A 21,337-nucleotide genomic window follows, 5' to 3' on the forward strand; every position below is an offset into this window, starting at 1 on the left:
TGTCCGTTGCCCGTGGCAGCATGACCGTTGGGCACCCCGCTTCCGGACGTGCCCGTCCCCCACTCGAGGAAAGCAGAACCCTTCGTGAAGACGCGCACTCCGGCCCTGATCACCGCGGGCACCCTCGCCCTGGCCCTCACCGCCTGCGGTGGCGGGGCCCCCGAGGAGACCACCGAGGCCGAGGCGGTGGAGGAGACCGAGGCGGGCGGCGGAGGCATCGCCGACCTGCTCTCCAAGCTCAGCGAGAACACCCAGGACGTCACCAACTACACGCTGGACCTGGACCTGACCATGCCCGACCCCGAGCTCGGCGAGATCGACCTGACCATGACCTACGAGGTCATGGACGACCCCGAGGCCGCGCAGGTCACCATGGTGATGCCCTTCCTCGGCGACATGCTCCTGGAGCTCGCGGCCATGGGCGGGGAGGTCCCCGACCTGACCGCGGAGGAACTCGGCACGACCGTCCTCATCGTCCCCGCCGAGGGCGAGTCCCTGATGTCCAACCACAACGGGCTCCACGAGGTCGACACCCCCTGGGCCCGCGGTGTCCAGGACACGGCCGACTTCGCCCCCGAGGAGATGTTCGACATCTCCGCCCTGCCCGACCTCGTCGGCGCGTTCGCCGAGATCGACCAGATCGAGGAGGCCGGCACCGAGGAGATCAGCGGCGTCGAGACCACCCTCGTCGAGGGGACGATGACGTCCGAGGAGATCGACGCCCTGGACGCCGAGCAGCAGCTCGCGGTGCAGGAGCTGATCGGCGACGTCAGCGAGTCCGTCGACGTGTCCATCTGGATCGACGGCGACGGCTTCCCGATGCGCCTGGACTTCTCCGACGAGGAGGCCGACATCTCGATGGTCTTCTCCGCCCTGGGCGAGACCTCCTTCGAGATCCCCGGCGAGGACGAGATCACCGACCTGTAGTGGTCGCCCCCACGGGAACGGCCCCCGGGTCCACACGGTGGACTCGGGGGCCGTTCGCGTCTGCGCGGCGGCTACGCGAAGTGCCTCAGGCGTCGAGCGGGATGCTCGGGCCCATGGTCGTGCTGACCACGGCCTTCTTGATGTAGCGGCCCTTGGCGGCGGACGGCTTGAGGCGGTTCACCTCGTCGATCGCGGCCTGGTAGTTCTCCAGGAGCTGCTGCTCGCCGAAGGAGGCCTTGCCGATGATGAAGTGCAGGTTCCCGTGGCGGTCCACGCGGAACTCGATCTTGCCGCCCTTGATGTCGGTCACGGCCTTGGCCACGTCCGGGGTGACGGTGCCCGTCTTCGGGTTCGGCATCAGACCACGCGGACCGAGCACGCGGCCCAGGCGGCCGACCTTGCCCATGAGGTCCGGGGTGGCGACGACGGCGTCGAAGTCGGTGTAGCCCTTGGCGACCTTCTCGATCATCTCGTCGTCGCCGATGATGTCGGCGCCAGCGGCGAGAGCCTGCTCGGCACGCTCACCGGTCGCGAAGACCAGGACCCGAGCGGTCTTGCCGGTGCCGTGCGGCAGGTTCACTGTGCCACGGACCATCTGGTCGGCCTTGCGCGGGTCGACACCCAGGCGCAGAGCGACCTCGACGGTCGAGTCGAACTTGGCGCTGGCGGTCTCCTTGGCGAGCTTCACGGCCTCGGCGGGGCCGTGGAGCTTGTCGCGGTCCACCAGCTCGCTGGCTTTGCGGTGGTTCTTGCTGCGCTTCACGCTGTTCTCCTAGGGAACGTGTGGTCGTCGGGCCAGCGCCTGGCCCTGCCACGGTGGTTCTTGTACGTCGAGCGTCCCCGGTCGCCCCGGCCCGCAGGGGGTCGGCGCCACCGTGCGGGGGGCTACTTGACCTCGATGCCCATCGAACGGGCGGTGCCGGCGACGATCTTGGACGCGGCCTCGATGTCGTCGGTGTTGAGGTCGGGCAGCTTGGTCTGCGCGATCTCGCGGACCTGCTCGGCGGTGATGGAACCAGCCGTGCTGCGACCCGGGTCGGTGGCGGCCTTGTCCAGCCCGGCGGCCTTCAGGATCAGCTTCGGCGCCGGAGGCGTCTTGGTGACGAAGGTGAAGGAACGGTCCTCGTAGATGGAGATCTCTACGGGGATGACGTTGCCGCGCTGGGACTCCGTGGCAGCGTTGTACTGCTTGCAGAAGTCCATGATGTTGACGCCGTGCGGACCGAGAGCGGTACCAACGGGCGGCGCCGGGGTCGCCTGACCGGCGGGGAGCTGCACCTTGACGAGTGCGGCCAGTTTCTTCTTCGGAGGCATATCGGGTCCTTTGCCTGATCTGCGTTGTGTGCTGGTCCCTTGCCTCCCTGACGGCGCCGGGCGGTCGTGGAGATCGCGGCGGCACCGCTGCCGAAGGAGGCGCGACCCCGTGCGTGAACGGCACGGGGCGACGGCCCGCCGGAACCTGGCGGGCCGTGACGTGCCCTGCCTGGACGGGGCACGAGAGTGGGTCCACCACGAGGGTGGACCCACCAAGTCTATGTCGCCGTGACGAGTGCCTTGACGGCCGTCGGCGGGCACGGCGCCCCGCCGGCCGGCGGCCCGGGTCAGATCTTGGCGACCTGGGTGAAGGACAGCTCGACCGGCGTCTCGCGGCCGAAGATCGACACGAGCACCTTGAGCTTCTGGGTGTCCGGGTTGATCTCGCTGACCGTGGCGGGCAGCGTCGCGAACGGGCCCTCCATGACCGTGACGGACTCGCCGATCTCGTAGGCCACGTCGGAGCGGACCTCGCCGCCGGACCTGGTCTTCTGCGCCTGCTCCGGCTCCTGCTCCGGCTCGGGGGCGAGGAGCTTGGCGACCTCGGTCAGGCTCAGCGGGGCGGGCTTGTTGGACAGGCCCACGAATCCGGTGACGCCGGGGGTGTTGCGAATCGCCGACCAGGACTCGTCGGTCAGGTCCATGCGGACGAGCACGTAGCCGGGCAGGACCTTCTCGGTGACCTGCTGGCGCTTGCCGCTCTTGACCTCGGTGACCTCGTGCTCGGGCACCTCGACCTGGAAGATGTAGTCCTCCATGTTGAGGGACTGGGTGCGGCTCTCGACGTTGGCCTTGACCCGCTTCTCGTAGCCCGCGTAGGTGTGCACGACGTACCAGTCGCCGGGCAGCAGGACCAGCTCGTTCTTGAACTCCTCGACGGGGTCCAGGCGCGGGGCCTCCTCGGCCTCCTCCTCGCCCTCGTCGCCGTCGGCGTCCTCGGTGGTGCTCTCGTCCGCGTCACCGGTCAGATCAGGGCTGTCGGCGTCGGCCTTGTCGGCCGCGTCCTCGGACAGCTCGCCCGCCAGGCCGGTCTCTTCCGCAGACGACTGATCCGGCTCCTCATCGGGGAAGTCGTCAGAGGTCAGTGGGGACTCGGACACGGCTGCTCTTTCTCTCGTCGGATGCGCTCTGCGAAGCGACGCACGCCGAACAGCGGTCTGCGTCGAACCCAGTCATGCCAGCTTACGGTCTCTCCGGGCGGCGCGGGACCAACGCGCGCACGAGCAGGGCCGCGCCCCGGTGATGGGAGGCGCGGCCCGGAAGTGTGGGTCAGACGCCCGCCGGGCGGCCGAAGGTGCCGTAGAGCCAGGTGACGGCCTCGCCGAATCCCCAGTCGAGGAGCGAGACGTAACCGAGGACGACGACCACGAAGACGAGGACCACGATGGTGTAGGTCACCAGCTCGCGGCGCGTGGGCCAGCGAACCTTGCGCAGCTCACCGACGACCTGCTTGGTGAACGTCACCGGACCGGTACGACGCTTCGGCTCCTTGTCGGGCTTCGCGTCGGCGTCAGTCTGTGTCACCTGGGGTCCTTAGGGTCGCGGGCTGCCAGAAATCCCCGTAGTTCCGATGCCCCGTGCGGAGTGGCGACCCGGAGGTCGCCGCTCCGCGCGTGCGGACTTGCAGGGCAGGAGGGACTCGAACCCCCAACCGCCGGTTTTGGAGACCGGTGCTCTACCAATTGAGCCACTGCCCTTGACGGAAACTGCGCTCCCACCATAGCCGGTCGCTGCGCGCTACGCACACTGCGTGCCCGCAAACGCGTGGACCACGACCGTTCGGCGCGACCGAGTGTATGCCCTTTCGGGCGATCTGGACAAACCGGTTGGGGCCCCGCCGCCGGGCGGTCCGTGCCGCCGGGGAGCCTCCACCTGCGGGGGACCCGCGTGACACCATGGGGGCCATGACTGACCGACCCCGTGTCTCTGCACGTATCAGCGCCATCTCCGAGTCCGCCACCCTCGCCGTGGACGCCAGGGCCAAGGCCATGAAGGCGGAGGGCCGTCCCGTCATCGGCTTCGGCGCGGGGGAGCCCGACTTCCCGACCCCCGACTACATCGTCGAGGCGGCCGTCGCGGCGGCGCGCGAGCCGCGGTTCCACCGCTACACGCCGGCGGGCGGCCTCCCCGAGCTGCGCAGGGCCATCGCCGAGAAGACGGTGCGGGACTCCGGCTACGAGGTCGACCCCGCGCAGGTCCTGGTGACCAACGGCGGCAAGCAGGCCATCTACGAGGCCTTCGCCGCGATGCTGGACCCGGGCGACGAGGTCGTCGTCATCGCCCCGTACTGGACCACCTACCCCGAGTCGATCAAGCTCGCGGGCGGTGTGCCGGTCTTCGTCGTCACCGACGAGAGCACCGGCTACATGGCCGACGTGGAGCAGCTGGAGGCCGCGCGCACCGAGCGCACCAAGGTCCTGGTGTTCGTGTCCCCCTCCAACCCCACGGGCGCCGTCTACCCGCGCGAGGAGGTCCGGGCGATCGGCCGGTGGGCGGACGCGCACGGCCTGTGGGTGCTCACCGACGAGATCTACGAGCACCTGGTGTACGGCGACGCCGAGTTCACCTCCCTGCCCGTGGAGGTGCCCGAGATCGCCGACCGCACCGTCGTCGTCAACGGCGTGGCCAAGACCTACGCCATGACCGGCTGGCGCGTGGGGTGGATCATCGGGCCGAAGGACGTCGTCAAGGCCGCGGCCAACCTCCAGTCGCACGCCACCTCGAACGTCGCCAACGTCTCGCAGGCCGCCGCCCTGGCCGCCGTCTCCGGCGACCTGGCCGCCGTGGAGAGGATGCGGGAGGCGTTCGACCGCCGCCGCAGGACGATCGTCCGGATGCTCAACGAGATCGACGGCGTGGTCTGCCCGGAACCGCAGGGCGCGTTCTACGCGTATCCGTCCGTGAAGGGCGTGCTCGGCAAGGAGATCCGCGGCCGGACGCCGCGGACCTCCGCCGAGCTGGCCGAGCTCATCCTGGAGGAGGCCGAGGTCGCGGTCGTGTCCGGCGAGGCCTTCGGGACCCCTGGCTACCTGCGCCTGTCCTACGCGCTGAGCGACGAGGACCTGGCGGAGGGCGTGGGCCGGATCCAGAAGCTGCTGGCCGAGGCGCGGTAGCGGAGGGCTCCTCCGCGGGCCCGCGCGAGCGCGCCCCGGGCACGAGGCGCCTCCGCGGCGGCACCGCCCTCAGAGGCACCTCGTGGGCGCGCCCCGGACCCCTGTCCGGGGCGCGCCCGCGTCCTCCCCGGTCAGGGCGGGTCGCCCGGGCCCCGGAACCACATGCGGGCCTCCTCCCGGGCCCCTTCCGGACGGGCAAGTACGGTGTCCTGGCACCGGGGGCGCCCGTCATACGGCAGGCTTGGTTCATGGAGACACCGACCACCGCTCGCCGATTGGACCGGCTGCCCAAAGCCCACCTGCACCTGCACTTCACCGGCTCGATGAGGCACTCGACCCTGGTCGAGCTGGCCGCCGAGCGCGGGGTACACCTGCCCCAGGCCCTGGTCGAGGAGTGGCCTCCCCGACTCCGCGCCACGGACGAACGCGGATGGTTCCGCTTCCAGCGCCTGTACGACATCGCCCGTTCGGTGCTGCGGAAGCCGGAGGACATGTACCGGCTGCTGCGCGAGGCCGCCGAGGACGAGCGGGCCGCCGGGTCCGCCTGGCTGGAGATCCAGGTCGACCCCAGCGGGTACGCGGCCCTGTTCGACGGGCTCACCGCCACCCTGGAGCTGATCCTGGACGCGGCACGCGCCGCCGAGCGCGACACCGGGGTGGCGATCGGCCTGATGGTGGCCGCCAACCGGACCAGACACCCCCTGGACGCGAAGGCGCTGGCCCGGCTGGCCAGGCAGTACGCGGGCAAGGGGGTCGTGTCGTTCGGGCTGAACAACGACGAGCGGCGCGGCCGGGCCCGCGAGTTCGAGGGCGCCTTCCGGATCGCCCGCCGGGCCGGTCTGCTGTCCACGCCCCACGGGGGCGAGCTCCAGGGCCCGCGCAGCGTGCGCGAGTGCCTGGACGAGCTGAGCGCCGACCGGGTGGGGCACGGCGTCCGCGCCGTGGAGGATCCGTACCTGGTGGAGCGGATCGCCACCCAGGAGGTGACCCTGGAGATCTGCCCGACCTCCAACGTCGGCCTGGGCGTGTACGAGGACCTGGATCACCTGCCTCTGCGCAGGCTCTTCGACGCGGGCGCCCCGATCGCACTGGGGACCGACGACCCCCTGCTGTTCGGCCCCCGCCTGGTGGAGCAGTACCGGATCGCGCGCGAGGTGTTCGGCTTCTCCGACGCCGAGCTGGCCGTGCTGGCCGGGATGTCCATCCGCGGTTCGGGCGCGCCGGACTCGTTGAAGAAGGAGCTGCTGGGCGGGGTGGAGGCCTGGCTGTCCTCGGAGCCGGAGCCTACGACAGGAGCATCCACGCCCCCTGGGCGAGCATGACGGCTCCTGCGCCGAAGAACAGGACGGAGGCGCCGATCTGGATGGCCCGCTCAGGGAGCTTCTTGCCGAGGACCGCGCCGATGGCGATGGCGATGGCGTCGGCGGCGACCATGCCGACGGTCGAGCCGATCCAGACGGGGAGCCAGTGGTGCTGGGTGCCGACCGTGATGGTGGCGAGCATGGTCTTGTCGCCGAGTTCGGCGACGAGGAAGACCACGAAGACGGTCATGAACGCGGAGCGGATGCGCCTGGAGGCGGCGCGCGCCTCGTCCTTCTCGGACATCTCGTCGCCGCGCAGGGTCCAGAACCCGAAGAAGAGGAAGGCCGCGCCGGCGACGAGCGTGAGCCAGTCGGTGGGGATGGCGGCGCCCAGGACCTCCGCGAGGAAGACGCTCCCGGCGTGCACGACGAGGGTGGCCGCGGTGATGCCGAGGATGACCGTGAGGGCGCGGTAGCGGGTGGCCAGTGACATCGCGACGAGTTGGGTCTTGTCACCCATTTCGGCGATGAAGATGGCGATGGCGCTGAAGCCGAGGCCCGCAAGAAAAGGAGTCACGCTTTTCCCTCCGTACGAGGTGGTCGGGGCGGAAGGAGGCGGAGCACACACCTTCAACCCGGTCGTCTGGAACCGGGTCAAAGGTCTCGTCCGCCCGCCGCACCGACTCGGACCCCGTGTGACCGGGGCGTCCTCGTCAGGTCGGGCTCGTACGACCGGGCCGCCGGGCGGCCAGTGTGTCGATCGCACGCATTGGGGACTACTCCCCTTCGACACCCGTACTTTATGCCGAAGGAGCGATGAATGGCAATTCATCGCCCCTGCGCATTTGTTTATTCGGAGTGACTGCGAAAGGAGTTGGGCGCCCCGAACTTCTTTCTTGGGGAAAGGCCACTCTGTTATTCGGCGGGCCGTCCCGCCCGCCCCGGGACCGGCGCGGTGGCCGGTCCACCGGGGTCAGAGCGAGACGCCGACCATGACCGGTTCGTTGACCAGCCGGACGCCGAAGGCCTCCTCGACGCCGTCGCGGACGTCGCGGGCGAGTGCCAGGAGGTCCTCGGTGGTGGGCGAGGCGGTGAACGTGGTGAGGGCGAGGACGTGCTTGGAGGAGATGCGCGCCGTCCCCCTCGCGTGGCCGCGGAACCCCGCCCTGTCGATGAGCCAGGCGGCGGACAGCTTGACGTTGCCCTGCCCGTCGGGGTGCCCGGGCATCTCTGTGTCCGCTCCGAGCCGTTTCGCGGCCCGCGCGCGCACGGCGGCGAACTCCTCGGCGGTGACCACGGGGTTGGTGAAGAAGGACCCGGCGCTGCGGGTGTCGGGGTCGTCGGGGTCCAGGACCATGCCCTTGCCCCTGCGCAGGCCCAGGACGGTGTCCCTGGCCCCCGCCAGCGGCACCCTGTCCCCGGCCCGGGCGCCCAGGGTCCGGGCGACCTCGGCGTAGGCGATCGGGCGGCTGAGCTTGCCTCGGCGGAGGGCGAAGACGACCTCGCACACCACGTACCGGTCGTCGCCCTTGAAGGCGCTGTCGCGGTAGGTGAAGCCGCACTCGGCGTTCGTCATGACGCGCCGCTCGCCTGACCGGCGGTCGTAGACGAGCACCTCGCGGACGGTCTGGCTGACGTCCTGGCCGTAGGCTCCGACGTTCTGGATGGGGGTGGAGCCGACCCGGCCGGGGATCCCGGACAGGAACTCCAGCCCGTTGAGGCCCTCGGCGACGGTGCGCTCCACGAGCGGGTCCCACTCGACGCCCGCCTCGGCGCGCAGCAGCACGACGGGTTCGCCGGTCTCGGGGTCGCTGTCACCGGTCTCCTCGAAGGAGACCCCGGGGGTGTCCACGAGGACCACGGTGCCCGGGAATCCGTCGTCGGAGACGACCAGGTTGCTGCCGCCGCCCAGGATGAGGACGGGCTCTCCGGCGGCGTCCGCCTCGGCGACCGCCGCGACCAGCTCATCGGTCGTGCGGGCGGTCCGGGAGGTGGTGGCCGGACCGCCGAGGCCGAGCGTGGTGTGGTCGCAGAGCCAGAGGACCTGGTTCTCGGGGACCTCGTTCTCGGGGACTGTGGACACGGTTACCTCGCTGCTTCGCTACTGCCGTCAGGCCAGGCGGACGACGGCTTTGGACTGCACCAGGACCTTCGCGCCGCCGGAGCGGGCGGTCAGCAGGACCGTGACGGTGCCGTCGTCGTTCTTGGACTTGACCTTGCCGCCGACGGTGATCTCGGCGCCCTCGTCGTCGTCCGGGACGACGACGGGCGCGGAGAAGCGCACCGAGTAGTCGACGACGCTTCCGGGGTCGCCGGACCAGTCGGTGAGCACCCGCGCCGCCTCGGCCATCGTGAACATGCCGTGCGCGATCACGTCGGGGAGGCCGACGGACTTGGCGAAGCGCTCGTTCCAGTGGATGGGGTTGAAGTCGCCGGAGGCGCCCGCGTAGCGGACGAGGTCCAGGCGGCGGACCGGGAAGGTCCGCTCGGGCAGCTCGGTGCCGACCTCGACGTCGGCGTGGCTCAGCCTGCTCACGATCGCGTTCCTCACGTTCCTGTGGATGGGGTCACTCGCCGCGCACGACGAGCATCATCGTGGTGGTGACCACGTGTTCGCCGTCGGCGTTGTCGGCCACGGTCTCCAGGGTGAGCAGCTCGTTGCCGCCGAGGGACTTGATGCCGGTGATGCGGGTGACGCTGCTGAGGACGTCACCGGCGTGCAGGGGGCGGCTGTAGTGGAAGCTCTGGTCACCGTGCACGACACGGGAGAAGTCGACGCCCAGCTCGGGGTCGGCGATGGCCTGCGCGGAGCCGGCCATGCCCAGGATCACCGGGAAGGTGGGCGGCGCGATCACGTCGGGGTACCCGGCGGCCTTGGCGGAGGCGGCGTCGGTGTACACCGGGTTGGGGTCGTTGACCGCCTCGGCGAACTCCCGGATCTTGCCCCGGGTCACCTCGTAGGACTCCGGCGCGGGGTACTCCCGGCCGAGGTAGTCAGGGTTGATCGCCACGCTCTCCCTCTCCTGGTTCTGCAACGCGGGCCGGAGGGGCCCGGATACGCGAACAGCCCGGTGAGCGGATCGCTCACCGGGCTGGAAGTCTATGAGAAGCTCACGTCGGCCTCAGCCGCGCCGCTCGCGAGGACCTAGCGGGTCTCGCGGTGCTCGTTGTGCTTGCGGCAGTTCGGGCAGAACTTCTTGATCGCGAGCCGGTCGGGGGTGTTCCGACGGTTCTTGCGCGTGATGTAGTTACGGTGATTGCACTCCTGGCAGGCCAGGGTGATCTTCGGCCTCACGTCTGTGGCAGCCACTTCGGAGTGCCTTTCTCGCTGGAAACATTACGTAGTGCGCAGTAGAACACTGCAAAGCGCCCGCGACGACCCCTGAGAACAGTGTCCCAGGGGTCAACGGGTTGGTAGCGGGGGCCGGACTTGAACCGACGACACAGCGATTATGAGCCGCTTGCTCTACCGACTGAGCTACCCCGCCCCGATCAACGGAACCCGGCCCCCGTGGGGACCGGTCCCGGTTCAGGCCGGTAGATGCTCCACCGGCCACCCACCTGAGTGGACCGGACCTCGTCAAGTGGTGGAGCCCCTTTACGGAATCGAACCGTAGACCTTCTCCTTACCATGGAGACGCTCTGCCGACTGAGCTAAAGGGGCGCGCTGTGGGGCTTGTGTCGACCGCCCCGGGGGTGTTGCCCCCTTGCGCTGGTCATGACTATACAGGGATTCGGGGGTGGTCTGCCAAATCAAGTGCCCTCGCGACCCCGGTGGACCGGCCCCACTGCGGGAAACCCCTGTTGGGAGCCGGTTTTCGCCGAGTCCGGGAGACCTGGTGTGATCCGGGCCGCGCCGGACGCCCGCGCCCGGGGGCCCTGCGGCCGGGCCTCAGACCATCCCGTCGGACACCCACACGTTGGACATGGCGTCCCGGTTGAGGGTGCGGATGGTGGCGGGCAGACCGAGCCTGCGCAGGGCGTCCGAGAGCCGGGTGTCGTGCGTGAACACGATCAGCTGGCGGTGGCGCCCCACCTCCGCCAGGACCGAGGACAGACCCTCCACGGTCTCGGTGTCCATCGCCTGGACCGGGTCGTCGAGCAGCAGGAACCCGAACGGGTTGCCGTCCACCAGGGTGCGCGGCAGGCAGATGGACAGTGCCAGGGCCTGGAACTCGCCCTGGCTGAGCAGGCCGGGCGCACTGGTCTGGTCGTCGACCCCGTCCACCGTCACGTCCACCTCGACACGGCGCCGGGCCCCGCGCCCGATCAGCCGCATGCCCTGGAGGTCGATGTGGCGTTCCTGGCGCAGCCTGAACCACACCTGCTCGGCCTGTGAGGCGACCGGTCCGAGCCGTTCTGCCCTCAGGCCCCGCGCCTGGTCGGCCAACCAGTTGAGCGCCGCCTCGGCGCTGTTGAGGACCTCCCTGGCGCGGAGGGCGTCCTGGGCGTCGTCCAGCCAGCCCGCGAGCCTCTCGGCGAGGTCGCCCCATCCTCCGCTGGGGTCCTCCAGCCGCTCGGTCGCCTCCCGGCGCGCGCTGATGGCGGCGGTGCGGAGCCTGCGGCCGATCGACTCGATGTGCTCTGCCAGGTCGCCGAGGTCGGTGATGTCGGATCCGGACTCCCACAGGGCCCACACCTGGCCCAGCTCGCTCTCCGGCGGCAGCCACCCGGGCGTCGGCGAGAGCAGGAAGCGGGCCTGGTCGCGGGCGGCCGTGGCGCGCTCGTAGGCGGCCGAGGCGGAGGCGGCCTGGGTCCGCAGGGTCCTCAGCTGGGCGTTGGCCCTGCGGACCCAGTCGGCACCGAGGGCCCCGGGGGCCGAACAGGTGGGGCAGGTGCTGTCGGAGGGGTGGCGCTTGTGGTGTTCCAGCGCCTGTTCGAGGAGCTGGACGACGCCGTGGGCGTGGTCGCCCTTGCTGCCCGCCGCCATGGCGAGTTCCATGCCGGCGCCGCGCAGCTCGTTGACGACGTCGGCGATGACGGTGCGCTCGGGGACCGAGAGCCGCCGCAGGCGCCGCAGGACGACGTGCAGGGCCGGGTCGCTGGGGCCGTCGTCGGCGGCGATCCTGCGGAGGGCCTCGATGTCGAGGTGCTGTCCGCCGAGGAGGTGGACGGCCTGGGCGGCGCGGGGGTCGCCGGAGGCGCGCAGGGCGTCGAGCAGGTGGCCCAGCTCGCGCGAGGGCCGGTCGCGGCGCTTGGCCAGGGCGTCGCAGACCTTGGCGAGCCTGCGCTCGGCCTCGGCCAGCCCGGTGAGGCCGAGGAGGGCCGTGAGGGTGTCGTAGAGCTCGGCGGAGCGCCCCGTGACGGTGCGGCCGAGTTCGTCGTAGGAGAGGAAGGGGCGGTAGCGGACGAGGCTCTCGCCCCAGTCCAGGGTGCGGAGCGGTGCCACCTCGCCGTTGGGCCGGACGACCTCGCCGCGCGCGGACCGCACGCTCTCGCCGGTCCAGCGGCGGCTGATGCGGGTGGGGCCCTCGTCGCCGGCGACGAGGATGTCGACGGTCGCCTCGGTGCGTTCGTCGTAGTGCAGGTTGCGCCAGCCGTCCCTCCAGCCGGTGGGCATGGCGTCCCAGCGGGGGTTGCGGCCGGTGAGGGCCGCCTCGGCGGCCTCCGCGAAGCTGGACTTGCCGGAGCCGTTGCGGCCGACGATGACGGTGAGTCCGGGGCCGGGCGGGAAGGTGAGCTCGGAGGGGCGGCCGATCCCGCGGAAGCCCTGGACCCGGATGCCGGTGAGGTACGAGCGCCGGACCCGGCCCGGGGGCGCCTGGGGTGCCTGGGGCGTGCCGGAGACCGCGTCGGGGATGTGCTCGCCGTCGAGGAGCGCGGCGAGGGCGTCCTCGCCCCACAGGGCGGCGGTGACCCATGACCGGATCTCCCGCGGCAGTCCTGAGGCCGCCAGGGCGTCCAGGAGCGCGGTCGTGGTGGGGTCGTCCCCGGCCGACGGGGCGCTCTGCGCGTCCGGACCGCCTCCGTCGAACGTCTCGGGTACCCGAGTCACCTTCGTCACCCCGCTCTGTTGTCGTTGCCGCACCAGCAGACTAGGACAGGTGGGGAGGAAGCGTTCGTGGTTCGCCCCCGCGGGTTCCGGCCGCCCGGACCGGACCCCGCCCGTGCAGGGGGGTTCGGGCGCCCCGGGGCCCGGACGTGACCCGCATTACTCACACGCCGACCAGGCGCCTCCTGCTGCCGTCCCACGTGAAGTGCATCGTCGCGATACCCGGGACGTTCGGGTCGCGCAGGCACTCGTAGATGTTGAGGCTCGGCACGCTGGCGAAGCAGCCCCACACCCGTTCCGAGGTCAGGACGAAGTCCAGGTCCAGCTCGACGAGCAGGCCCAGGAGGCGCCCGTGGGTGGGCTCGTCCACCTTCGCGAACGCGTCGTCCAGCAGGATGAGCCTGGGCGCCCAGGGCGCGCGTGCGGCGAGGGCGTCGAAGTGGGCCGCCGCCGCGGCGAACAGCACCAGGTAGGCGACCACGCGCTGCTCGCCCTGGCTGAGGGCGGTGCGGTGGCCCAGGCGCCGTTCCTCGCCCGCCCCGTCGGTCACGTACACGGTGAACGTGAACCAGGACCTGTAGTCGAGCGCGGCCCGCAGCTGGGCGCCGCCGGTGGCGGTCGGGTCCAGGCGGCGGATCGCCTCGATGCAGCGGCGCAGGGCGTCGCGCAGGCGGGTGGTCTGGACGCGGGTGCGCTCCTCGGCGGGCGTCGCCAGGAGCGGGACGACGGCCTCGATGTCGGCGCCCGCGTCGGGGGCCAGGCGCCAGTCAAGGCGGACCCCGAGCCCGGCGGAGGTGGTGACGTCCTTGAGGACGTCGTTCATGGTGGTGATGAGGGCCCGGGCCTCGTCGATCTGGCGGGCCAGGTGGCCGGCCAGCTCCCCGAGCAGGTGGCGCTCGAAGGCCTCCTCCTCGGCGACCGCGACGGCCTCGTCGGCGCGGGTGACGGAGGCGGTGATCCGCTCGGCGTAGGCGGTGACGTCGTGGGCGCCGTCCTCGTCGTGGACGGTGAGGCGCTTGAGCCCGCGCGGCTCGCTGAGCTCGCTGCGGGTCTGCGCCCACCCGGCGGAGGTGAGCAGGCGGTGCAGGTCCTCGCGGCTGCTGAGGATGGCGCTGTCGTCCACCTCGGGCGCTCCGGCCTCCTCCTGGGCGGAGAGGCCGTCCTCCAGGTGCCCGACGAAGGCGTCCAGGAGGGCGAGTCTGGCGTCCGGGCCGAGCGAGGACGCGGCGGGGTCGGGCTGCGGGTCGGCGGGCGACTCCACCCTGGTGCCCCCGTGGGGTGCGGAGTGGGCGAGGTAGGCGGCGAGGTGGCCGTCGTCCGCGGCGCAGGCGTCCAGGCCCGCCGCGCGCAGCAGGACGGCGTCGGGCACGTCGGTGTCGTCGATCCCGGTGCCGCCCGGGAGGGAGACCGCCAGGATCAGCCGCTCCCCCGCGCCGAGGGCACGGCGCACCTGTTCGGCGCGCTCCTGGGTGGCGGCGACCAGGCGCGCCTCCGCGCTGACACGCTCGTCCCGGGCGCGCTGGGCGCCGCGTTCGAGTTCGGGCAGCCGCCGGGCCGCGTCCTCGGCCCTGGCCCTGACCTGGTCGCGGGCCGCGTCGATCTGCTCGCCGGGAACGCCCCTGGCCCGGTCGCCGAGCTCGAACTGGCGGCGGACGGTGATCATGTCGTCGATGGCGGCGGCCCGCGCGTCCTCGGCGAGGACGCGGTCCGTGCGGGCGGCGCGCCACCCGGCGACGTGGTGCTCGTGGTCCGCGAGCCCCCAGGCGAGGACGTCCAGGTCCTTGAGCCCCGAGCCGACGAGGACGCGCAGGTGGTCGAGGGCGCGCAGTGCGCTGTCCAGCTCGGCGCGGGCGCTCGGGAGCCCGTTCACGTCGGCCGAGGTGCGCAGGCTGGAGCGGATGTCGAGGAGTTCGGTCCGGCAGTCCTGCGCGGCGCGGTCCGCGGTCCCGTGGGCGCGGCGGGCGGCGGCGACGTCGTCGCGGGCGACGTCCAGGACGGCCCAGGCGCGGATGAGAGGGGCCGGGTCCGGCAGGCTCCGGGAGACCTCGAGGAGTTCGGCGTAGGACTGCTCGACGGCCCAGCGGCGCTCTCCGGCCTCCGCGAGCAGGGCCTCGGCGATGGCCATGCGCCGGTCGGTGTTGGCCGACTGGCGGTCGCGGGCGCGTTTGCGCGCGGCCTCGCCGATGTACTCGGGCTCGCTCTTGTCGTGGGCTCCGGAGGCCACGCCGAGGCGCCAGCCTCCGGTGAGCGACATGGAGCTGACGGTGGCGACGGAGCTGTCGCGCCGGTGCTTGGCCTCGTTGTCCTCGGTGGAGCCCGGGACGGGTTCGTCCTCGGAGTGCACGGCGATGGACGAGAGCAGGGTGCGGAGGCTGTCGTGGTTGACGCCGCGGTCGGGGGCCGCGACGGGGACGAGCACGTCGAGGAGGGTCCGCCCCTTGGCCTGCCGCGCGGGAGTGACCAGGAGGTCGCGGGTGCCGGGGTCCTGGAGGGAGCCGTCGGCCCGGATCCACCCGGCGAGCAGCCCGCTGGCCTCCAGCGCGGCCTCCAGGCCCGCCTGTTCGCGGGTGGTGAGGCCGTCGGCGAAGTCCACGGCGAGGTAGAGGGGGGCGCCGTCGCCCCGGGGGCGGGGGTAGGTGGCCCAGGGCGCCCGGTCGGGGGCGTGCTCGGCGTTCGCGGTGCGCCGCTCGGCCAGCTCGGCCAGCTCGTCGGAGAGCTGGCCCTCCTCGTTGAGGGCGACGTCGCGCCGGGCGCGCAGGTCCTCCAGGAGGGGGGCGACGGCGGTGTGCGCGAGCCGGGAGACCGTGGCGGGCACGTCGTGGTCGAGGACGCGCAGGGAGTCGGTGATGGGCAGCTCCACGCTGCCCTCCAGCTCGTGGACGGCGTCCCCGAGGGCGTGGGCGTGGCGGGAGTCGCGCAGGCGGGCGGCCCAGTCGCGGACTCCGTCGGCGTAGGCGGTGCTCTCCTCCCGCAGGGCCGCGATGGCGTCGCCCTCGCGCCCGTGGGCGTGTTCGAGGACGGCGTCCGCGCTCTCGGCCTCGCTGGTCAGGGCGACGAGGCGGCGGTCGGCCGCGGCCTCCGCGGTGGTGAGGCCGGTGAGGCGGGCGGCCAGGTCGGCGCGCTCGGCGGACCGCTCGCCGGCGATGGTGAGCTGGTCGTGGAGGCGGCCGAGGCGTTCGCGCAGGTCGTCGAGGTCGATGCCCTCGACGGGTTCGCGTTCGACGGCCTGCTCCAGCCCCTGGAGGTCGACACGGGTGGTGCTCTCGCGCGGTGCGTGGACGGTGTCGAGCGTGTCCGGGACGGCGCCGAGGACGGAGGGGTCGATTCCGGCGGCGGTGGCCGCCCGGGTGGCCTCGGCGTGGGTCTGGCGCAGGACGTCGAGCGCTCGGTGGATGGCCGCGGTGTCCTCGCCGAGCCGTTCGACGGTGTGCCGCTCGGCCCGTTCGGCGTGCTCGGCGGCGACCCAGGCGGCCTCGGCGGCACGGATGTAGGCGCCGACGGCGGCGTCGTAGGCGCGGCGTTCGTTGCCGGTGGCGGTGGCCGCGTTGTTCTTGGCGGCTGCCAGGGTGCCGTCGTCGGCCTCGGCCGTGTCGCGGGTGCGGCGGGCCTGGTCGCGCTCCTCGGAGATCTGGCTCTCCGCGGTGATGAGGCGGTCGAGTTCCGCGCGCAGGCGCTCGGTCTCGGCGGTCCGCCGGGTGGCGGCGTCGAGTTGTTCGCGGACCTCGGAGGCGCGGGACCGGAGCGCGTGGACCAGGTAGCCGCGGTAGTCGTCGAGGAAGGCGGTGACCCCGGCCCCGGCCGCGGTCAGGGCGGTCTTCTCCGCGCGGGCCTGTTCGAGGTCGGCGATGTTGCGGGCGACCTCGTCCAGGACCGACTCGTCCATGGGCGGGAGGGCCTCGGAGAGGACTCCGACGAGTTCACCCGCCTCCAGGCGGTCGCCGATGGTGGGGCGCCGGAGCCGGTAGAGGAGGTGGATGAGGTTGCGGTAGCGGACGGAGTCGTCGATGCCGAACAGGTCGTGCATCACGCGTGCCCGGTAGGGGACGGCGCTGGTGAAGCAGTTGTCCGCGCCGATCTCCGAGCGGAGCCGGTCGACGGGCTTGGGGCGGCCGTCGGTGACGAGTTCGAGGTCGTGCCCGACCCTCTGGTCGGTGACGAAGAACACGCACCGCGGATCGGAGTCGCCGACGGCCATGACGGCGGCGCCGAGGGTCAGGTGGCGTGGCCGACCCTCCGCGGTGTCCTGCCCGGACTCCTCGCCGGCGTGGTCGGCTCCGGGCGCCGCGACCGCGGCGAGGAGCGCGGACGCGCTGGTGGGCCCGGTGGCGGCGAGCAGGGCGGAGGCGCTGTTGGGCCCGGTGCCCGCGCGGACGGCTGCGTCGAGGCCGCGGTCGCCGCGGTCGGTGGTGAACTCGACCCACAGGTAGCCCAGGCGGGTGACGGGGCCGGTGTCGCCGTCGGGTCCGGCCGCGTCGACGGCGGCCTCCTCCTCGGGTCCCCCGAGCAGGTCGGGGCCGGTCTCGTCCGACGCGGGCAGGCGTCCGGCCCGGGGGTCGTCGGCCATGAGCCAGCGCAGGCTGGTGCGGTTGGTGCCGGTGGTGTCCAGGCGGCGCACGTCGCCGTCCAGCAGGAACGGGAGCAGCATCTCGAGCGCCTTGGACTTGCCCGCGCCGTTGCGTCCGCGCAGCAGGAGGCGGCCCTCGGCGAAGTCGAGGACGTGGTCGTCGTACTGCCAGACGTTGCGGATGCCCGCGCGTTCGAGGCGGTAGCGCGGGGTGTCGGCGGGGTCAGCCGGAACTGCCCCCGGGGCCTCGCTGGTCTCCTGTGTCACCACTGGTCGCGCTCACCTTCTCGTTCGCCACCGCTTGCAGCACGGACGTCACCCGGCTCAGGTCGCCTCGGGGATCGGCGGGAGCTTCGGGCGGACCGTCGTCGTCGCCGGACCCCCGCACCGGGGCGGGGTGTGTCCGGCTCTCTTCGTCATTGTCCTGGATTGGGGGGATGCGCTCGTCCACGTCGGCCCCGTAGCGGGCGGCGGCGGCCGTGAGCCTCCACTCCCCGGGGCCCCCGCGCAGGAGGCCGAGGTCGGTCAGCAGGTCCGTGACACGGGTGTGGAGCCGCTCCGGGTCGGGCACCTCGGGTCCGGCGGTGCGGGCCCACTCCGCTCGCGCGGGGGCCTCCGCTCCGCCCAGGGCGTCCAGCGCGGCGCGGAGCTCCCGGTCGGGGACGGGGACGGAGGTCGCGGGGAGACCGGGGTGCAGGCGGCCGGAGAGGTGCCGGACCAGGGCGAGCGCGACCTGGCCGACGGGGTCGTCGTCGGGGAAGGCGGGGCGGGCCCCGGCCTCGTCGGGCATCACCAGGGCGACGCCCTCGGCCCGCACCTCGACGTCGCATCCGAGCAGGTTGCCGAGCGCGGCGGCGGCCCGCCACTGGTGGGCGGCGAGCCTGTCCCGCTGGCGGTCGGGCAGCTCCTCCCGGTAGACCACGGCGGTCTCGGCGAGGAGGCGGCGCAGGGCGGTCTCGCCCTGCTGCTCGCTGTCGGGGTCGGTGTCCGCGGAGTCCGCGAGGAAGGACCCGGGGTCGTCGGAGGCCTGCGGCAGGTGGGCCGCGACCGCGCGGACGACCTGGGTGTGCGGCCGGACTGCCGGGTCGGCGCCGGCGTCGGCCCGGTGGTCGGCGATGCGTCCGGTGGTCTCGGTGAGGGCGCCGAGCCCCACCAGGTGGTCCAGGGCCGCGCAGTACGCACGGCGCTCGCCGAGCCCGCGGCCGGGGTCCGCGTCGATCCCGGCCTCGTGGGCGGCGGCACGGACCCGGAGGGCGAGGGCGCGGACGGTGGTGGGCGCCGTCTCCTCGACCAGGACGGCCAGGATCAGGGCGAGGTAGGTGTGGGTGCGCGGGGTGAATCGGGCGCCGTTCGCGCGGGTGAACCGGTGGCCGACCTCGGCGACGAGCCCGCGTTTGACCAGGCGGGCGTGGGCGTCGGAGACGTCGAGCCGGTACCCGAGCACGCGCTGGAAGCGCTGGGCGAGCCACTCGGCGTGCGAGCGCACGAGGGACAGCTCTGCCGGGTGGGCGCCCTGGGTGAGCAGGGGGTGCGCCAGGAGGGCGCGCGCCGCGGTCTGGCGTTCGCCGATGAGCGCGGCGTCCTCGCTGTAGGTGTCCGTCTCCATCACCCCCATGGTCGGGTCCGGGACGGATCGCCGGACAGGTCGATCGCCCCGGTGGTTTCGACGTCCGGATCCGGCCCTGGGAGGTTACCGCTGGATTCGGGGGCCTCGGCGGGAGTTCCGGACGGGTCCCCGACCGTATCCGGTCCGGCTCGCCGGGCGTCGGCCGCGGGAGCTCCCCCGGACGCGTGCGCCGCGGCGTCGTCGGGGGTCCCCGGGCCCGCAGGCTCCGCGGGGCCGGGCTCCGCCCCGTCGGCGCCGGTCGGCGCCGGGTCGGAGGCGCCGGTCGGCGCGTCCGTGGTGGCGGGGAGTCCGCGGGCCGGGATCAGGGGATCCGGGTCCGCGGAGCCTCCGGCCGACAGGGCGGTGTACGGGGCCGCGGGGCCCGCGAGGAGCGAGCCGGGGTAGGACGGCGTCCACGGCTTCGGCTCGAAGGGCGCCGAGAGCTCGTCCTCCTCGACGGTGTGCTGGTCGTAGGAGGTGACGCGCAGGCGGAGCCCCTCCAGCGTCAGTTCCCCTCCCTCGCCCCGGATGGTGACCTCGGCTCCCGGTGCGGCGCTGACGTGCAGGCGCAGGGAGAACTCCAGGTCACCGGCGGACGCGGGACGCCGGCTGGCGTCCCCCGAGCCGAGGGCCGCGGTGAGGAGTTCCATGAGGACCTCCATTCCGGCGCCCGACAGGTCCAGGCGTGCTCGTCGCGGGGTGGGATCGGTGAGTAGTGCTCGGATCTGGGAGGCGCCCGCACGGCGCCAGTGGGCGGAGGACTCCGCCGCGTCGCGCAGCCGCGCCTGCTGTGCGCGGTGGTCGCGGACGGGTTCGGGCAGTCGGGTGCCGGGGTGCTCGGTCACGGTGCTGCGATCGGGTTCCGCCTGCCACCAGCTGGTGGTCGCGGCGACGCCCTCGTCCGTGCGGCCCTCCAGGTGGAGGGCCGGATGCAGGCCGTAGGCCGCGGTCGCGAGGGCGTCGGCCCGGTCGGGGTCGGCCTCCTCGAACCAGGTGGCCAGGCGCAGCAGAGCGGCGCGGCCGTGCCGCGGCCCCGGTCGTCCGCCGGAGCCCTGTACGTCGTCCGCGCGGCTGTCCGCACGCTGGTTGAGTCCCACAACTCAGCAGACTAGAGACCTCCGGGGCGCGCCACGCCCGGTTCCGGACTCTCCGGTCCCGGCCGACGGCCACTACCACCCACTCTGATCAGGCGCTTTGTGCATTTTCGGAACTTTCGGACGATTCTTGGGGCCCGGGATCGAGGCGAACCCCACCCGGCCTCGTCGCCCCGGGGCCGCCGGTCGGTCCGGACCGCCCGCGTCATTCGGCGTTCGGCAGGGAGAGGCGACCGCCGTCGGCGTCCTGCAGGGCCTGGCGCACCTCCGGCGTCATGTCCTCGTCGTACTCGGTGATCGTGTACGTCGAGAAGTACGCGGTGCCGTTCACGTCCACCGGGTCGCCGAGTTCGACCTGGACGCCGTAGGGCTCGTTCTGGCACTCCTGGTCCATGCACCAGGTCCCGGACAGCTCCGCCTCGCCCCTCGCGGTCTCGTCCGACCACTCGGTCCACTCCAGGTCGGAGAAGGTGGTGAACTCCGTCGCGACGTAGTCGACGGGGCGCCGGTCGTCGAACCCGTTCTCGTCGCCGTACATGTTGAGGACGTGGGCGCCCTCGCCCCCCTCGGCCCCCGCGCCCGGATCGCCCTCCCCCTCGCTCGCCCGGTCCTCCGGGCTCTCCGTCGCCTGCGGGGCTGCGGTTCCCTCGGGCAGCTGCGGGGTGGTCTCCTGCTGGCCGCACGCGGAGACCGCCAGCAGCAGGACCACTCCGGTCAGGATCACGCGCTTCATCTCGCCTCTCGCCTCCTCCGTCGGGGCCGGGTCCGGCCCCGGCCGGCCCGCACGGGGACGTCCGGGACCCGCCGGCCGGCGACCTGCGTCGAGGCCCCCCGGCGGATGCCGGAGGGCCTCGACCTACTGCTTCGTTACGTCAGTGTGGGGCCGAGGCCCCGCCACACGAGGTGTGGGTCCTAGTCGATGTTGGTGCTCGACGGCCCGTTGATGCAGTCGCCCGTGGTCTGCGGCGACAGGATCGGGATGTTGGCTCCGACCAGGCCCACGGCCAGCTCGGTGTTGCAGAGCTGAACGGGGACCAGCTGCAGGTTCTGGTTGAACTGCTGGTCACCACCGTGAGAGGCGGAGGCCGGTGCGGCGGCGAGCATCGCACCCAGGGCGACGCCGGCGATGGCGGTCGCGGCAGCGAACTTACGCAGCATGCTGGCCTCCTGCTAGTCGATGTTGGTGCTGATCGGGCCGTTGACGCAGTCGCCCGTGGTCTGCGGCGACAGGATCGGCACGTTGACGCCCGCCAGGAGACCGACGGCCAGCTCGGTGTTGCAGAGCTGAACGGGGATGGCCTGCAGGTTCTGGTTGTACTGCTGGTCGCCGCCGTGCGAACCGGAGGCGGAGGCCGGGGAGGCCGCGAGCATGGCGCCCAGGGCGATTCCGGCGATGGCGGTGGCAGTCGTGATCTTGCGCAGCATG

Annotated in this window: 19 protein-coding genes and 3 tRNA genes; 3 read left to right on the top strand and 19 right to left on the bottom strand. The window is 72.6% G+C overall.

All coding sequences use genetic code 11. From position 1 onward, the window contains the following. Positions 1-84: 84 nt before the first annotated feature. Entirely contained in the window at positions 85-927 is an 843-nt protein-coding gene (locus Q8791_RS02480; RefSeq protein WP_330089898.1) for a LolA-like protein, read from the top strand. A gap of 85 nt (positions 928-1,012) precedes the next feature. Here the strand turns inward: Q8791_RS02480 and rplA are convergent, their stop codons facing one another. The 5 genes from rplA to Q8791_RS02505 all read right to left on the bottom strand — a co-directional run bounded on the left by rplA (position 1,013) and on the right by Q8791_RS02505 (position 3,938). Next, positions 1,013-1,690, bottom strand: a complete 678-nt coding sequence (gene rplA / locus Q8791_RS02485) for a 50S ribosomal protein L1 (RefSeq protein WP_330089899.1) — start codon at positions 1,688-1,690, stop codon at positions 1,013-1,015. 122 nt (positions 1,691-1,812) lie between these two features. Next, positions 1,813-2,241 (bottom strand): 50S ribosomal protein L11, encoded by a 429-nt coding sequence (gene rplK, locus Q8791_RS02490; RefSeq protein WP_330089900.1) that lies wholly within the window; start codon positions 2,239-2,241, stop codon positions 1,813-1,815. 287 nt (positions 2,242-2,528) lie between these two features. Further along, positions 2,529-3,341, bottom strand: a complete 813-nt coding sequence (gene nusG / locus Q8791_RS02495; protein WP_330089901.1) for a transcription termination/antitermination protein NusG — start codon at positions 3,339-3,341, stop codon at positions 2,529-2,531. 169 nt (positions 3,342-3,510) lie between these two features. Beyond that, positions 3,511-3,765 carry a preprotein translocase subunit SecE gene (gene secE / locus Q8791_RS02500; protein WP_330089902.1) on the bottom strand — a complete coding sequence of 85 codons (255 nt, stop codon included), beginning with the start codon at positions 3,763-3,765 and terminating at the stop codon, positions 3,511-3,513. Positions 3,766-3,865: 100 nt separating this feature from the next. Beyond that, positions 3,866-3,938 (bottom strand) — tRNA-Trp (locus tag Q8791_RS02505). Positions 3,939-4,145: 207 nt separating this feature from the next. Here Q8791_RS02505 and Q8791_RS02510 point away from each other — a divergent pair. Both Q8791_RS02510 and Q8791_RS02515 read left to right on the top strand, forming a co-directional pair. Further along, positions 4,146-5,354 (top strand): pyridoxal phosphate-dependent aminotransferase, encoded by a 1,209-nt coding sequence (locus Q8791_RS02510; protein WP_330089903.1) that lies wholly within the window; start codon positions 4,146-4,148, stop codon positions 5,352-5,354. A 248-nt stretch (positions 5,355-5,602) separates the two neighbouring features. Further along, positions 5,603-6,676 (top strand): adenosine deaminase, encoded by a 1,074-nt coding sequence (locus Q8791_RS02515; RefSeq protein ID WP_330089904.1) that lies wholly within the window; start codon positions 5,603-5,605, stop codon positions 6,674-6,676. On the opposite strand, the gene Q8791_RS02520 is transcribed toward Q8791_RS02515, so the two are convergent. The 14 genes from Q8791_RS02520 to Q8791_RS02585 form a co-directional block, all read right to left on the bottom strand. Beyond that, entirely contained in the window at positions 6,639-7,232 is a 594-nt protein-coding gene (locus Q8791_RS02520; protein WP_330089905.1) for a TMEM165/GDT1 family protein, read from the bottom strand. The two genes, Q8791_RS02515 and Q8791_RS02520, sit on opposite strands and share 38 nt — an antisense overlap. Positions 7,233-7,628: 396 nt before the next feature. Then, complete coding sequence (locus tag Q8791_RS02525; RefSeq protein ID WP_330089906.1) at positions 7,629-8,738, bottom strand: UDP-N-acetylmuramate dehydrogenase; 1,110 nt, start codon at positions 8,736-8,738, stop codon at positions 7,629-7,631. Positions 8,739-8,765: 27 nt separating this feature from the next. After that, positions 8,766-9,191, bottom strand: coding sequence for a MaoC family dehydratase (locus Q8791_RS02530; RefSeq protein ID WP_330089907.1), 426 nt, complete (start codon positions 9,189-9,191; stop codon positions 8,766-8,768). A gap of 31 nt (positions 9,192-9,222) precedes the next feature. After that, entirely contained in the window at positions 9,223-9,666 is a 444-nt protein-coding gene (locus tag Q8791_RS02535; RefSeq protein ID WP_330089908.1) for a MaoC family dehydratase N-terminal domain-containing protein, read from the bottom strand. 134 nt (positions 9,667-9,800) lie between these two features. After that, positions 9,801-9,965, bottom strand: coding sequence for a 50S ribosomal protein L33 (gene rpmG / locus Q8791_RS02540; protein ID WP_013156089.1), 165 nt, complete (start codon positions 9,963-9,965; stop codon positions 9,801-9,803). 102 nt (positions 9,966-10,067) lie between these two features. After that, a tRNA-Met gene (locus Q8791_RS02545) sits at positions 10,068-10,143 on the bottom strand. 100 nt (positions 10,144-10,243) lie between these two features. Continuing rightward, a tRNA-Thr gene (locus tag Q8791_RS02550) sits at positions 10,244-10,319 on the bottom strand. Positions 10,320-10,547: 228 nt separating this feature from the next. Continuing rightward, entirely contained in the window at positions 10,548-12,650 is a 2,103-nt protein-coding gene (locus Q8791_RS02555) for an AAA family ATPase (protein ID WP_407941940.1), read from the bottom strand. A gap of 160 nt (positions 12,651-12,810) precedes the next feature. Beyond that, a complete protein-coding gene (locus Q8791_RS02560; protein ID WP_330089909.1) occupies positions 12,811-17,481 on the bottom strand; it encodes an SbcC/MukB-like Walker B domain-containing protein in 4,671 nt (1,556 codons plus the stop codon). Continuing rightward, the gene (locus Q8791_RS02565; protein WP_330089910.1) at positions 17,435-18,817 is read right to left on the bottom strand and encodes a TIGR02678 family protein; all 1,383 of its coding nucleotides are present in this window, start codon (positions 18,815-18,817) and stop codon (positions 17,435-17,437) included. Before Q8791_RS02565 ends, Q8791_RS02560 begins: the two co-directional genes overlap by 47 nt. Further along, positions 18,817-19,914 carry a DUF2397 family protein gene (locus tag Q8791_RS02570; RefSeq protein WP_330089911.1) on the bottom strand — a complete coding sequence of 366 codons (1,098 nt, stop codon included), beginning with the start codon at positions 19,912-19,914 and terminating at the stop codon, positions 18,817-18,819. Before Q8791_RS02570 ends, Q8791_RS02565 begins: the two co-directional genes overlap by 1 nt. A 202-nt stretch (positions 19,915-20,116) precedes the next feature. Beyond that, positions 20,117-20,644, bottom strand: coding sequence for a hypothetical protein (locus Q8791_RS02575; RefSeq protein WP_330089912.1), 528 nt, complete (start codon positions 20,642-20,644; stop codon positions 20,117-20,119). Between the two features lie 179 nt (positions 20,645-20,823). Next, positions 20,824-21,069 (bottom strand): hypothetical protein, encoded by a 246-nt coding sequence (locus tag Q8791_RS02580; protein ID WP_330089913.1) that lies wholly within the window; start codon positions 21,067-21,069, stop codon positions 20,824-20,826. Between the two features lie 12 nt (positions 21,070-21,081). Next, on the bottom strand, positions 21,082-21,336 hold the full coding sequence (locus Q8791_RS02585; protein WP_330089914.1) for a hypothetical protein: 255 nt from the start codon (positions 21,334-21,336) through the stop codon (positions 21,082-21,084). Position 21,337: the final 1 nt, after the last annotated feature.

Source organism: Nocardiopsis codii (assembly GCF_036327455.1).
In the GTDB taxonomy this organism is placed as follows: domain Bacteria; phylum Actinomycetota; class Actinomycetes; order Streptosporangiales; family Streptosporangiaceae; genus Nocardiopsis; species Nocardiopsis codii.

What these genes read in the sequence shown, in the direction of transcription:
- rplK (WP_330089900.1), bottom strand. Translation starts at nt 2,241, where the DNA reads ATGCCTCCGAAGAAGAAACTGGCCGCACTCGTCAAGGTGCAGCTCCCC.
- Q8791_RS02510 (WP_330089903.1), top strand. Translation starts at nt 4,146, where the DNA reads ATGACTGACCGACCCCGTGTCTCTGCACGTATCAGCGCCATCTCCGAG.
- Q8791_RS02515 (WP_330089904.1), top strand. Translation starts at nt 5,603, where the DNA reads ATGGAGACACCGACCACCGCTCGCCGATTGGACCGGCTGCCCAAAGCC.
- Q8791_RS02565 (WP_330089910.1), bottom strand. Translation starts at nt 18,817, where the DNA reads ATGGAGACGGACACCTACAGCGAGGACGCCGCGCTCATCGGCGAACGC.
- Q8791_RS02575 (WP_330089912.1), bottom strand. Translation starts at nt 20,644, where the DNA reads ATGAAGCGCGTGATCCTGACCGGAGTGGTCCTGCTGCTGGCGGTCTCC.
- Q8791_RS02580 (WP_330089913.1), bottom strand. Translation starts at nt 21,069, where the DNA reads ATGCTGCGTAAGTTCGCTGCCGCGACCGCCATCGCCGGCGTCGCCCTG.
- Q8791_RS02585 (WP_330089914.1), bottom strand. Translation starts at nt 21,336, where the DNA reads ATGCTGCGCAAGATCACGACTGCCACCGCCATCGCCGGAATCGCCCTG.